8 protein-coding genes are annotated in these 13,105 nt (G+C 62.3%); 6 read left to right on the forward strand and 2 right to left on the reverse strand.

What is annotated here, in order from left to right:
• Positions 1 to 248: 248 nt before the first annotated feature.
• On the reverse strand, positions 249 to 1,205 hold the full coding sequence (locus TMZ1T_RS20995; protein ID WP_012584417.1) for a hypothetical protein: 957 nt from the start codon (positions 1,203 to 1,205) through the stop codon (positions 249 to 251).
• On the reverse strand, positions 1,202 to 6,025 hold the full coding sequence (locus tag TMZ1T_RS01775) for a site-specific integrase (protein ID WP_012584418.1): 4,824 nt from the start codon (positions 6,023 to 6,025) through the stop codon (positions 1,202 to 1,204). Before TMZ1T_RS01775 ends, TMZ1T_RS20995 begins: the two co-directional genes overlap by 4 nt.
• A 971-nt stretch (positions 6,026 to 6,996) precedes the next feature.
• Here TMZ1T_RS01775 and istA point away from each other — a divergent pair.
• From istA to pstB, 6 genes are all read left to right on the forward strand, one after another.
• A complete protein-coding gene (gene istA / locus TMZ1T_RS01790; protein ID WP_004299421.1) occupies positions 6,997 to 8,217 on the forward strand; it encodes an IS21 family transposase in 1,221 nt (406 codons plus the stop codon).
• Entirely contained in the window at positions 8,217 to 9,005 is a 789-nt protein-coding gene (gene istB, locus TMZ1T_RS01795; protein WP_004299423.1) for an IS21-like element helper ATPase IstB, read from the forward strand. The genes istA and istB overlap by 1 nt, the downstream gene beginning before the upstream one ends.
• 321 nt (positions 9,006 to 9,326) lie before the next feature.
• Positions 9,327 to 10,307 (forward strand): PstS family phosphate ABC transporter substrate-binding protein, encoded by a 981-nt coding sequence (locus TMZ1T_RS01800; protein WP_004307145.1) that lies wholly within the window; start codon positions 9,327 to 9,329, stop codon positions 10,305 to 10,307.
• A gap of 94 nt (positions 10,308 to 10,401) precedes the next feature.
• Positions 10,402 to 11,334 (forward strand): phosphate ABC transporter permease subunit PstC, encoded by a 933-nt coding sequence (pstC, locus tag TMZ1T_RS01805; RefSeq protein WP_004307147.1) that lies wholly within the window; start codon positions 10,402 to 10,404, stop codon positions 11,332 to 11,334.
• Between the two features lie 16 nt (positions 11,335 to 11,350).
• Complete coding sequence (gene pstA / locus TMZ1T_RS01810; protein WP_004307148.1) at positions 11,351 to 12,274, forward strand: phosphate ABC transporter permease PstA; 924 nt, start codon at positions 11,351 to 11,353, stop codon at positions 12,272 to 12,274.
• 42 nt (positions 12,275 to 12,316) lie between these two features.
• Entirely contained in the window at positions 12,317 to 13,099 is a 783-nt protein-coding gene (pstB, locus tag TMZ1T_RS01815) for a phosphate ABC transporter ATP-binding protein PstB (protein WP_012584421.1), read from the forward strand.
• The last annotated feature ends 6 nt before the right edge of the window (positions 13,100 to 13,105 follow it).

The raw sequence follows: 13,105 nt of genomic DNA on the forward strand, positions 1-13,105 counted from the left end.
GTCGAAAATGAGGCCGATTGCCTCATCTCCCAACATGGCAAGCCTGCTGCCGATGGAAACCACGAACTTCGATGCTCGTCACGAGCGGTTCAGCACACCCCTACCGCGCGAGCGGTTTAGTCCTCTTGCCATTATCGCTCCGTGACCAACGCCGCGGGTAGTCCTATCGGAGCAGCTGTGAGCTATCCATCGCTATCGGGTCGAGGCGTTCCCGCAATCTCGTTTTAGCACTTGGCTGGTCGCAGCCCTTACTCGTTTGCGGCCAACTCGGTGAGTAGCTGGAGGCGCGATGCCAGAGAATCGATCACCGCGTCACGGTTGCATACGCGCAGCGGGATGGCAGTGTGCTTCCCTGTTCCCACTCGCTCCGCTACGCAGATATCGAGGTCGATCGGAATCTCTCGCAGGACCGATTCCGTGACGAACGGCAGTTCCGGGCTTTCCTCCTCCAGACGCACCTCCATGCAGTCCGGAAACATCTGGATCAGCCGATGCCATTCGGGGTCGTCTCGATGGCCACGCATCGTGAAGGTGAAGGCGGTGTTGGTTGAGACAAGCCGGCAGCCGCGTAGCGCGAATGTTTCTCGGGAGTGATGGTTAGCAGGCGTCTGGCGGTTGCCGCCAATGGTGCGAGTTGCGGTGATGTAGTCCAGCTTCATCTCGGCACCACGCGCGAGGGTGTACGTGGCCCTCGATATTGCCTGATCTGGGCTGTTGGCCAGCAGTTCCGGCAGATCCTCGGCATCCATCGCGTGTATTTCTGCCCGTGAGGCCAAGTCGTTTCCTACGTCAACGGCCTTGATCGAAATGGTGCGCGCCTCGGTGGCCAAATACTCCGCATTCCGAAGGGCTGTGGCTTCAAGCGTTTGAGCGGTGGGTGTTGTACTTGCGTTGTTGGAGCGAAGATCGATCGCTGCTGAGGCGGGTTCGGCGGGGCTGGATTGCGGGTCTTGTGGCCCGAAAAGCCCGCCGTTCGCAGCTGCGGGAATGACTGCCCGGACGGTGATGCCGGCCGGAAATTCCGCCACCAGGGTTGAAGGACAACGGGGATTGATTTGCCTGAGTGCAGATCCGCACTTTCGGAGATGTTCAATCAGCGACTTTAGAGGAATCGGATTGGTGGCGGCATCCACTGTGATGAAGTTGATGACGGCATACTCTCCAGGCTTCAGTTGACAGCTACGCAGATCAGGTTCGACGCTCATTGTTTCAGCTCCTTGCGGAAATGGACTGCGAGAATTGAGATGGTCACGAGGAATGCATGCCGCGGCGATGCGCGGCGATGACCCGCCGAGTCGGATGACTTGGGGCAGAACAGCACCTTGCATTGGCTGCCGCGCGGGAAGTCCCGGGGCGGACGACATTGGACCGACCCGAACCCCGCGTTGCGGAAGCGATCCAACCAGCATGTGTCGACCGCTGATTGACCCGAAGATCGCACGAGGCACACTGTTTGAATGTCCGCAGACCTGATCGGGCCGAGAAGGGGGCTCATCCGGAGGGCATGTTCAGGCCGTGCGAACGTGAGAGGATCCCCCGCGGTATGTGCTGCGAGGACCACCTCGCGCAGGAGGTCGGCATCCAGATTGCAGGCGGCAATCGCTGCAGGCAATCTGGCTTTCGCCATTTCGGTTATGAAGCGCTGTCGGGAGAGGTCGCGTCGGCCTGCAAGTCGGGTGAGGCGTGCTCGCTGCAGTTCAGAAAGCATCTGTTCCGCGGATTCTGTCTCCTGACGGGTCAGTCGCGCGGTCAATCGAGCCGAATGGATCTCCTCCTTGAGCATGCGCAGACCGAGATAGATGGCGGTCGCCGTGAGGCGCTCCTCCTGGAGATCCGCGTCGGTCCAGGGGATTTCTTCGAGCCCGGCCTGCACAAGCGATCCGAGTTCGCACACCTTGGCGCCAACGGTGGGTATGGCGTCCGACTGCAGGCCCTCAAGGACGTCAAACCAGTCGTCATTGAGGCCTCTGCTCAGTCGTTTGCGATAGGTTGCCGCGGCGATTCCGGTTAGCGCTTCCAGAAATGCGGGGCGGGGTGGGCAATCGGCGGCCCGCAGAATTTCCGTGGCCCAATCCCGTCGTTGGTGGTCCATCCCTGCGAAATACTCCCCGACAGTGACGTCAGGGTGTCCGTGTCCTGCTCGTGCGGAGATGGAATAGAGGGCCTGACGCAAGTCGATCGGCCGACGTTCGTGCCTGGACGGAGACAGAACTGCGTCAATTTCCGAAGTGATTACCGTGCCGCGAGTGCAATGAGGATGAATGCCCCACGCCCCGCTCGCTCGCCGCAGCGCCTCGGTAACCAGGTCATGGATGCGGTCGCCGGAGTCGGTTGCGCGATCCTCGAGATCGGCGCCCAGAAGGGGGATCATTTTGTCTCCTCCGAAGCGCGAGCTTCGCAGGTCGTAGAGCGCCCGTACTTCGCGAATCGTCTCCATGCCATTTAACGGCAGCACGCGCCGCGCATTTCTCGTCTTGAGGGCTGCGCGCGATTCGTTGGTCACGACGATGTGCGGGGCGGGGGAGCTCCCAATCCAGACATCGGTCAATCGGAGATTGATGATCTCGTCCCATCGCAGTGCGACGTCGGACATCAGCCGCAAGGCCGCTTCGGCCCGATGCCACTCGTCACCGGGGGTCCTTCTGCGTGCCGCCAGCATCGAAATGGCCAGGCGAGTTTCACGGTCGGTCAGGAGGTCCGTATACCTGAGTGCTGCTGGCGGTGGTCCGACTCTTCGACCGAGACGATAGTCGATCCCCAGCCAGTCAAGCGCCTGGTTGATGGCCGCTCTGGTTGGTGCGCTGTCGTGGCCATCATGCGCGTCCTTATCCTCGGGCGCCTCGTTGATCAGTTCAAGCCAGTCGACTCCCTCAAGTCCGCCGGAGGCAATGACGCGGCTGAGCGCATGAAGGAAGGGGGCGGCGGCCGTCAGGTAGCGCAGGATCGTGTGTACATTGTCGTGACGGTCCAGCAGAGACCGGCAGTATCCGACCGACAACTCGTGTTCTGAGCTCGGATCGTCTGCCGATCCGGTTTCATCGAGCCATTCCCTGAGTTCATCAATGGCCCTTCGGTGGGACTTCGACGCCGGGACGTCGTCGCAAATGTCCCTTACATGTTTTCTGAACGCGTCAGGTCTGCGGACTGTTCGCGAATTGCGCGAGACCCGGGGAGCAGGCGGCTCACACAACCCCAGATACTGTCGCGCAACGCAGTGTGGCCTGACAGTGCGAGAGAACTTGGAACCGTCCATCCACGCGCGGAGGATGCCCGGGGTGCGGAGTGCAAAGTACGCGCGGGCACATGCCGTGACATAACTGACTGGGGAGCCTCCGGCTGAATCGGCTCCCGACATGGTCAGAAACAGTCGGAACGCCTCGGAAATTGTGTCGAGCGTGACGAGCGAACCGCCGAGTGCAGGTGTTTGGTAAATCAGGCGCACCGTGATTGGCGACAGCCACACGCGTCGAATTCCGAGTGGAGCGGGTCGGGCGTCGACGAAATGAATCTCGCGATGGCGGTACAGGATGCCCTGCCGGAGTTCCTGCAGGACTGCGATGACCTCCTCATCCAGCACAATCGCGTCCTCGAAGATCAGGCTCAGGGCGATTCCCGCCCAGCCGCCTGGAGGACTGTCGGTCCGCCAGAAGCGAAGCAGGTCGGGGAATTGGGCCGCCAGGTGAATCGTGTCCCGGCCGATGGGGCAGGGTTCGGCTCCCTTTGCGTCCTTGAGCGACGCGGGGCAGTCGTCGAGAAGCACGGGGCGATACTCCGGATGAGTGTGGTGGCGGGCGTCATGGAGTTTGCGGGACGACATGGCCGGTGCCGGCGGGAGCGCCAGTTCGCTTAACCAGTCTTCGATGACGGTCGCGCACCGGAGCAGGAATTCGAGCGGCGCAACGCTGCTGGCTGCGCCAATGATTTCCTGTCCGGGCATCGCCCGGCCCATCCAGCCCATTACCGCCGCGCTGTCGAGCCCCGCGTCGCGAAACAGCACATCGAGGAAATGGCGTCCTGCATTCGACGCCATCTGGTGGCGGCCGAGGATCGGGGAAATGTCGTGCGCGCCGAGCGGAGCTGTCGTGCCATTGGCCGAGAAACAAAAAAACAGGGGATGAGCTTCGACCTTTGTGTCGCCCTCCGCGACGGAGCGGATGGCGCGCGCGAGGTGGGGGTCGATCGAGGCCATGCGATAGGCCACGCTGCTGAGCCAGGCGAGATAGGCCCGGAGCCATTCCCTCAGTGTCGGGGGCAGGCAGCCCAGACGGTGTTCGTGGTAGCGCGCGGTGCGCTTGTCCGTGACGACGAACAATCCGGTTTCGACATCGATGCACCGGCGAGTCAGCGTCTCCTCTTGCAAGCTGCGGCCTGCGAGGATGAATTTCAGCGCGGCGTAGAAATGTGTTGCGACCAAGTTGTGGGCCTCATGCACAACTTCGATTGCGCATCGGCGAGGCACGCCTGTCATTGCGGTCCGCACTATCGACAGGCTGTCGCGAATGAAGGCGCGAGCCGTGGCATCTGGGATGAGTCGCAACGAGCCGACGTCCGGCAACGGCTGCCCGCCGCAGTTTCCCGATAGCCCGACGCGCCTGTAGCACTCGCTTGCGATTGACCGGATTCTCGCTGCGCGAAGGAGGCAGTAATTCAGGTTGGCGGTCGTCCCGAGTGTGAAATCGACGCCCATCGCGGCGGCGTAGGTTTCATCCCCTGTCCGGGAGAGGACGTAGCGACCCCAGGAGAAGGACAGTCGTTTCAGCGCTGGTCGGTGGGATGTCAGGGACAGCTCACGAAGCATCAACTTGGTCTTCTTCCCGAGGTGCCCCTTCTCGGAATCGAACAGATCGGCGAGTGTTTTCCCTCCGGTGCTCTGCTGTCGTCTCCTCAACTCTGCGACGGTTTCGGACGGAAGCGGCACCTGCACGTAACGGTCCGATGACGATCTGGTAAACGAATTGTCAGGGGTGTGCCGTCCGATTACCTCGTCGAGATTCCATTCAAGGCATCCAGCAGCGAGATTGATCCGGATTCCAGCCCCTGATTCGGACGTGAGAGGTACCTGGCAGAAGCTCGAAGGCATAACGCCAAGATGAAGCGTCAGCAGAGCGCCGAGCGCTTCGTCCTCCTGTCCTGTGCGCCAGCGGTCCAAGATCTTCGGAACAATGGCCTCGAGCTCGAACGGTTGTGCGTATTCATACAGGGCCGGTGTGCCGGACAGAACCCGGCAACCGGCCTTTCCGATGGTAGCTTTACGTCCTCTCAGGGGGTCGGCAACAGACCGGGCCTGCTGATCACTTCCCACTTCGGAAGCCGCCTCGTGCGCCTCGCGTCGCTCCTCGCCTGAAGAATGCGAAATGACTTGAACAGCCCGGCGAGTAACGAACGGGTTGCTGAACTTTCGGGAAAGTGCCTCAACCAGAACTGCCATGAGTGCAGCTTGAGGGGTGCCGGGTGGGAGACTGTCCCGCCGGAGTCGAAGTTCGTCGGCCGACAGCTCCAGGGGCTGTGCAAAACGGAGGCCCTTTCCGCGCATCCAGCGCGAGAGCTCGGCGGCCAACGTTCTCCCAAGACCGTTGCTTTCGGAAAGGAGGTGGAGTGCAAGGAGTGCGCGGACGCTCCGCAGGCAGCGTCGTTCAGGGGGCGGGAGGGTCAGACTTGGTTGTGTCAGCAAATCCCGCAGCGGGCAGGCCGGCAGGGATCGGAGGTAGGCCAGATCGCGAACCGCGTCTGCTCTGTCTTGGCAGAGGGTATCAAGCAGCTTCCGAAGTGCGTCGGGCAGCTCAGTGGAGACGATGCCGCGGTCCAAGGCATCCAGGTCTGCCCTGAGTTCATGCGCCAAGGCCGCCAGCCCGATGCCGGAGATTGGAACGGCAAAAGTTCGAATGAGGAGCTGGCGAGCGTGGCGGAGTTCGTCCGACTGCGTTTCGGCTTCCGGATGGCTGGCGGTGGACTGGGGTTCGGCAGGGCGCAAGTAGTCCTCGCCTTCCGGCGATGGCATGAGAGTGCAAGGGTTGGTGTCATCCATGGTCAGATCTCCCGAATTGACCAGAAGGGTTGAAGGGAAATGGAGATCTGTTGCCGCGATGGGGCAACGTGGATAACGACGACGCGATCAGACGCCCGCCAGCTGGAGCGTCAGCAGCGAAGGATCAATGCGGAGTTGAGCGAGGACGGATGATGCGTGAGTCGGTTCGTGGCAGCGACAGACGGACTGACGCTGCGATGGCACCATGTGCAGGTGCAGGCGGCCTGAAGGCCTTTTGCGGCATGAATTGCTCGATGCCGTGAGGGGCGGTCCTAGGGGACCTTTTGCGCAAGTGATCTGCGTGAATGTATGTTATACAGAAGTGCTTGAATGCCGCAAGAAAGGGATGTGCCTTGCGGCAGGCACGGGTCATTTCTGGTGCGATAAATCCATGTCGCAAAACCTGATCTGTTTGCCCGGATGTGACAAATCGGCGTGGCGATCGGTTTGGCAAGGCGTGCGATGTCACTAAGTGGCGAACAGATAATCTCTTTTGCGACAGAAGTTTACGGTTCCGGTGATGTGCTGAGCACGTTGTGGACCGATTAAGAACAGCGGGAAACAACGGCCTGCTTTACCCTCCGAAGGCAGGGTCGAATCGTCTCGGGCGCGCCAAACAATTCAATGGGTCAGGTCTTTGCGGACCTGGCCCGTTTTGTTTTGTGCTCATCCCGTGGCCGAACCGCGACCACGCTGTGACCGAGCCGGTGTGAGCTCAGCCCGTCCTCGCTCCCGTTCGAGCGTTGCCTTCCGTGACCGAGCTGTCGGGGCTCGTGCGTCCTGTGCCAGCTTCAGTTCGATCTGCAGTCCCCGGGGTGGCCAGGTTCCAGTTTCCAACTGTCAGGCGACACCGTAAATTGACCCCCTAGCGACACGAGGAACTGACCCCCTCGTTCGCGAGGAGGCCATCATTGGAAACGAAGCACATCGAGGTGAATCCTGTACGCCGTCTGGTTTGCGGAGTGCAGGAGATGTTGGAGCCGGAGGCGGTCACGACGATCGTTCGGTTGGGGCAATCGGGCTGGGGTGCGAAGCGGATTGCGAAGGCGCTGGGCATCGCGCGCAACACGGTGCGGCGGTATCTGAACGCGGGCGGGCCGGTGGCGTACCGGCAGCCGCAGCGTGCCAGCGTGCTGGGCGGTCACGACGCATGGCTGCGGGAGCGTTTCCTGCAGCACCGGGGCAACTGCGACGTGGTGCGTCAGCAGTTGAGCAAGGAATTGGGGATCGAGACGAGCCTGCGCACGGTCGAGCGCGCGTGTCGAGGGTTCCGCCAGGAACTGGAGGCGAGTCGCCGTGCGACGATCCGCTTCGAGACCGGACCGGGCGAACAGATGCAGATCGACTTCGGCCAGACACGTGTGCTGATCGGCGGCGAGTCGGTGCGAGTGTTCCTGTTCGTGGCGACGCTGGGCTATTCGCGCCGGGGATTTGCGTGCGCGTTCCGGCACGAGCGCCAGAGTGCGTGGTTCGCTGGGATCGAGGCGGCGTTTGTCCACTTCGGCGGACGGCCGCAGACGCTGCTCATCGACAACGCCAAGGCGCTGGTCGACAAACACGACACGCAGACGCGCCAGGTCCGACTCAACAGCCGCTTCGAGGCGTTCTGCCGGCACTGGGATATCCGTGCCAAGGCGTGCGCGCCGTTTCGCGCGCGCACCAAGGGCAAGACCGAGAACGGCGTGGGCTACGTGAAGAAGAACGCCATCGCCGGCCATGCTTTCGAGAGCTGGACGGCGATGGAGGCGCACCTGGCGCGCTGGCAGCGCGAGGTGGCCGATGTGCGCATCCACGGTACGACCGGTGTCACGCCCGCTGAGCGCTTCGACTTGGAGCGTGAACACCTGCGTCCGGTTGCCGGGATCGCCCCCTTCCTGCAGGTGCGCGAGCTCGTGCGCCGAGTCAATGCGGAGGGCTGCATCGAGCTCGACACCAACGCCTACAGCGTGCCGTGGCGGCTGATTGGCGAGACGGTGACGGTCGTGGTCAGCGCCGACACCGTGGTGGTCGAGTACGCCGGCGAGGAAGTCGCCCGCCATGCGGAGCTCGCCGGCAGTCGCGGTCGCAGCATCGAGCGCAGCCACCTGCTGGGTGGGTCGCTGCCGCCGGCCCAGATCGAGGCGCCGCCGCCCACCGATGCGCTGCTGCGTCCGCTGGCCGAGTACGAAGCGCTCGTCGGAGGAGGCTGGTGATGATCGATGCCGACCGACTCGACGAACTGCTCACCCGGCTGCGGCTCACGGCGATCCGCGACCAGCTCGACAGCCTGCTCGACGAAGCCAGCCGGGCGCAGATGACACTGCGCGAAGCGCTGCTCTTCCTGGCCGAGCGCGAGGTCGCCCGGCGCGACACCCGACGCATCCAGATGGGCATGAAGCTCGCCCGTTTCCCGTGCGTGCGCACGCTCGAAGGCTTCGACTTCGACGCGCAGCCCTCGATCGATCCAGGGCAGATCCGGGATCTGTCCTCCGGTCGCTGGATCGGGCACGGTCAGGCCCTGCTGCTGCTCGGTCCGCCGGGCGTAGGCAAGACGCACCTGGCGGTCGCCCTCGGGCGCGAAGCGGTGGATCGCGGCTACACGGTGCTCTTCACCTCGGCAGCGGCGCTGATGGCCGGGCTCACGAAGGCGCACGCCGACGGACGGCTCGAGGAGAAGCTGCTGCAGCTCTCCAAGCCCAAGCTGCTGATCATCGATGAGCTGGGCTACCTGCCGCTCGAGCCGGCCGCTGCGCACCTGTTCTTCCAGCTGGTGTCGCGACGCTACGAGCGGGCCAGCATGCTGATCACCAGCAACCGGCCCGTTGGCGAGTGGGGGCAGGTGTTCGGCGACGCGGTGGCCGCTACCGCCATCCTCGATCGGCTGCTGCATCACAGCCAGGTCATCACAATTAGGGGCGACAGCTACCGGCTGCGCGACAAGCGCCGCAGCGGCCTTCTGCAGAAGGCCGCTGCCCCCACCCCGATCACGTCGGAGAGTTGATTAACCCAGGGGGTCAATTCCAGATGTCGTCAGGGGGTTAAATCTTCGTGTCGCTTGACACCAACTGCCGTGAATGCCCGCGGCGCATGGCTGCTTCTCCGACCGCGTTGCGCTCAGTGTGCGCTTCGAAGCCGCCCGGGCACGCGCCCGAATCGGCTCGCCGAGTCATCCTCGTGCTCGATCGAGCCTCTCCCGCGACGCCCATGATTGCAGTGTTTGTGACGATTCATTTTTCTGAAACATTGCGCCGCTAGCATTCGGCGTGGTGCTACAGGTGCCGTTTCTTGCGCCTGGCCTCGTGCATAACTTTCGGAGAAATCGATGAAACGAACCGTTCTTGCTTCTGCATTCCTCGCGCTCGCCGCGACGTCGGTCCAAGCCGAATCGCTGGTCAAGGTTGACGGCTCCAGCACCGTGTACCCGGTCACCGAGGCCGTCGCGGAAGATTTCCAGAAGTCGGTCAAGGGCGAGATCAAGGTCACCGTGGGCATTTCCGGGACCGGTGGCGGTTTCAAGAAGTTCTGCCGCGGTGAGATCGACGTCGCCAACGCATCCCGCCCGATCCTGAAGAAGGAAATGGAAGACTGCGCCAAGGAAGGGATCACCTACTACGAACTGCCGGTGGCCTTCGATGCCCTGACCGTCGTCGTCAATCCGAACAGCAAGATCACCCAGCTCAGCGTCGCGCAGCTCAAGAAGATGTGGGAGCCGGATGCCCAGGGCAAGGTCTCGAACTGGAACCAGGTCGACCCGTCCTTCCCGGATGCGCCGCTCAACCTCTTCGGGGCGGGTTCCGACTCCGGTACGTTCGACTACTTCACCGAGGCCATCAACGGCAAGTCCAAGGCTTCCCGGGGCGACTACACCGCCTCCGAGGACGACAACGTTCTCGTCCAGGGCGTGTCGCGTGATGTCAACGCGATCGGCTACTTCGGCTACGCCTACTACGCCGAGAACCAGGGCAAGCTGAAGGCCGTGGCGATCGTCAATGCCAAGGGCGACGCAGTGCTGCCGTCCGAGAAGAGCGTGATCGATGGTTCGTACAACCCGCTGGCCCGTCCGATCTTCATCTACGTCTCGGCGAAGGCGCTCGAGCGCGCCGAGGTGCGCCAGTTCGTCGATTTCTACATGAAGAACGCCCCGGCGCTCACTTCGGAAGTCAAGTACGTGCCGCTGCCGGCCAAGGCCTATGAGGCCAACATGGAGCACATGAAGAGCAAGAAGCTCGGCACGGTGTTCGGTGGCCATGCCGACGTGGGCGTGACGATCGAAGAGCTGATCTCGCGCGAAGCCAAGCTCTGATCCTTGATTCTCCGAACTGCCTGGATGGGGGTTGTCCCGTCCAGGCAGTTTTTCACCCTTGGAGGGAGCCGTGCCTGGATCCCGAGTCATGAGGATGGACATGTCGTCCATGCACACCACTACGGTCAGCGAGCGCCTGTCGAGAAAGCTTTCGCGCAATGTGCGCGAGCGTGCCATCGAACTCGTACTCTTTCTTGCCGCCTCGGTTTCAGTCCTGACGACCATCGGGATCATCTGGATCCTGATCTTCGAGTCGTATCACTTTTTCGAACACGTCCCGGTGTGGGATTTCCTCACCGACACGATGTGGACGCCGCTGTTCTCGACGCCGCGCTACGGCATCCTGCCCTTGCTGCTCGGTACCGTAACCACGTCCCTGGTCGCGCTTGCGGTCGCGGTGCCGCTGGGCACGGTGATCGCCATCTACATTTCCGAGTTTGCCTCACCTCGTGTGCGTGAGATCGTCAAACCGTTTCTCGAGTTGCTCGGTGGTGTCCCGACCATCGTTTATGGCTATTTTGCGCTGACGGTCGTTTCGCCCGTTCTGCAATACTTCTTTCCGTCCCTGCCCGGCTTCTCGATGCTCGCAGCGGGTCTCGTGATGGGCATCGCGATCGTTCCGTACATCAGTTCGCTCTCCGAGGATGCGATGCGGGCGGTGCCGATGAGCCTGCGCGAGGGTGCATACGCGATGGGCAGCACGCGCTTCCAGACTGCCGTGAGGGTGGTCCTGCCGGCCGCGATTTCCGGCGTGCTTTCGGCCTACATCCTCGGGATTTCGCGTGCAGTCGGCGAGACTATGATCGTGGCGGTTGCTGCAGGCATGCAGCCGAACTTCACCATGGATCCGACGCAGCCGGCGCAGACGATTTCGGCCTACATCGTGCAAGTCGCAATGGGCGACCTGCCGCATGGTTCGATCGGATATCAGTCGATTTTCGCTGCTGGTCTGAGCCTGATGCTGCTGACCCTGTTCTTCAACATCATGGGGCACCTGATTCGCCGTCGTTATCGCGAAGCCTACTGATACCGGATTCCTGAGAATGAACAATCAAGACATCGCTTCGATCCGCGGCATCATCCGAGGCAACCGCCGCTGGGATCTGATCTTCGCAGTTGCCGGCTTTCTGGCATTGACGGTCGGGGTGCTGGCCTTCGTGACCTTGTTCGGCCAGATGGTGATCAACGGATGGGAGCGCCTGAACCCGGACTTCTTCACCAGCTTTCCGTCGCGTCGGGCGGCAAATGCGGGCATCTTGTCGGCGTGGGTCGGCTCGCTGCTGGTCATGCTCGTGACCGCCTTGTCGGCCGTTCCCCTCGGCGTGGCGGCAGGCGTCTATCTCGAGGAGTACGCACCGAAGAATCTGGTCACCGACATCATCGAGATCAACGTGACCAACCTCGCCGGCGTGCCGTCCATCGTCTATGGCCTGCTCGCCCTGGGCGTGTTCGTCTACATGTTCGGCTTTGGCCAGAGCGTGCTGACGGCGGGCTTGACGCTCGGCCTGCTGATCCTGCCCGTGATCATCGTCGCCACGCGTGAGGCGCTGCGCGCGATTCCGGTTCATGTGCGCGAAGGTGCGTATGGTTGCGGCGCGACCCAGTGGCAGGTGGTCAGCGACCATCTGGTGCCTTACGCGACTCCCGGCATCATGACCGGCGTGATCATCGGCCTGTCGCGAGCGATTGGCGAAACCGCGCCGATCATCACGATCGGTGCCCTGACCTTCATCGCCTTCCTGCCCGCGTCGCCGATCTCCTCCACGGCGCCGTTCATCAACTTCGACTGGCTGTGGTCGGGCTTCACCGTGATGCCGATCCAGATGTTCAACTGGACCTCGCGCCCCGAAGAGGCATTCCAGCAGAACGCGGCCGCGGCAGGTCTGATCCTGGTGCTGATGACCCTGCTGATGAATGCACTTGCGATCTGGCTCCGCTATCGCCTGCGCAAGAGCATCGCTTGGTAAGCGACGCTGCCCGACTCCGAAAACTGATCCAGAGACGCCCTCATGGCCAAAACTGAACTGAAAACCGAACTGAAGGCGGAAACCCGCGATTTCAACTTCTATTACGGTGACTTTCACGCTCTCAAGAAGGTGAACCTTCCGGTGCTGGACAAGCGCGTGACCGCGCTCATCGGCCCCTCGGGGTGCGGCAAGTCGACCCTGCTGCGCTCGTTCAACCGCATGCACGATCTGTATCCCGGGAACCGCTACGAGGGCGCCATCGTTTTCCATCCGGACAACACCAATATCGTCGATCCCAAGGTGGACCCGATCGAGGTTCGCATGCGCATCGGCATGGTGTTCCAGAAGCCGAACCCGTTTCCCAAGTCGATCTTCGAGAACGTGGCCTATGGCCTCAAGGTACGGGGGGAGCGCAGTCGCAGCGTGATCGAAGGCCGTGTGGAAAGCGCGCTGCGTGGCGCCTCCCTGTGGAATGAGGTCAAGGATCGCCTCCAGCAGCCCGCCACCGCGCTGTCGGGCGGCCAGCAACAGCGGCTCTGCATTGCGCGCTGCCTGGCCACCGATCCGGAGCTGCTGCTGTTCGACGAGCCCACCTCCGCGCTCGATCCGATCGCGACCGCGAACATCGAGGAACTGATCACCGAGTTGCGCGAAAAGGTCACCATTCTGATCGTGACCCACAACATGCAGCAGGCCGCGCGGATTTCGGATTTCACGGCTTACATGTACGTGGGGGAATTGGTCGAATACGGCGTGACGGGCGACATCTTCACCAAGCCGGTCAAGAAGGAAACCGAGGATTACATCACCGGGCGTTTCGGCTGAGCGAAG

Origin of the sequence: Thauera aminoaromatica, assembly GCF_000021765.1 — a bacterium.
GTDB classification, from domain to species: domain Bacteria; phylum Pseudomonadota; class Gammaproteobacteria; order Burkholderiales; family Rhodocyclaceae; genus Thauera; species Thauera aminoaromatica.

Coding starts and splice junctions, on each gene's coding strand:
- TMZ1T_RS20995 (WP_012584417.1), bottom strand. CDS start 1,205: ATGAGCGTCGAACCTGATCTGCGTAGCTGTCAACTGAAGCCTGGAGAG.
- TMZ1T_RS01775 (WP_012584418.1), bottom strand. CDS start 6,025: ATGGATGACACCAACCCTTGCACTCTCATGCCATCGCCGGAAGGCGAG.
- istA (WP_004299421.1), top strand. CDS start 6,997: ATGTTGGAGCCGGAGGCGGTCACGACGATCGTTCGGTTGGGGCAATCG.
- istB (WP_004299423.1), top strand. CDS start 8,217: ATGATCGATGCCGACCGACTCGACGAACTGCTCACCCGGCTGCGGCTC.
- TMZ1T_RS01800 (WP_004307145.1), top strand. CDS start 9,327: ATGAAACGAACCGTTCTTGCTTCTGCATTCCTCGCGCTCGCCGCGACG.
- pstC (WP_004307147.1), top strand. CDS start 10,402: ATGGACATGTCGTCCATGCACACCACTACGGTCAGCGAGCGCCTGTCG.
- pstA (WP_004307148.1), top strand. CDS start 11,351: ATGAACAATCAAGACATCGCTTCGATCCGCGGCATCATCCGAGGCAAC.
- pstB (WP_012584421.1), top strand. CDS start 12,317: ATGGCCAAAACTGAACTGAAAACCGAACTGAAGGCGGAAACCCGCGAT.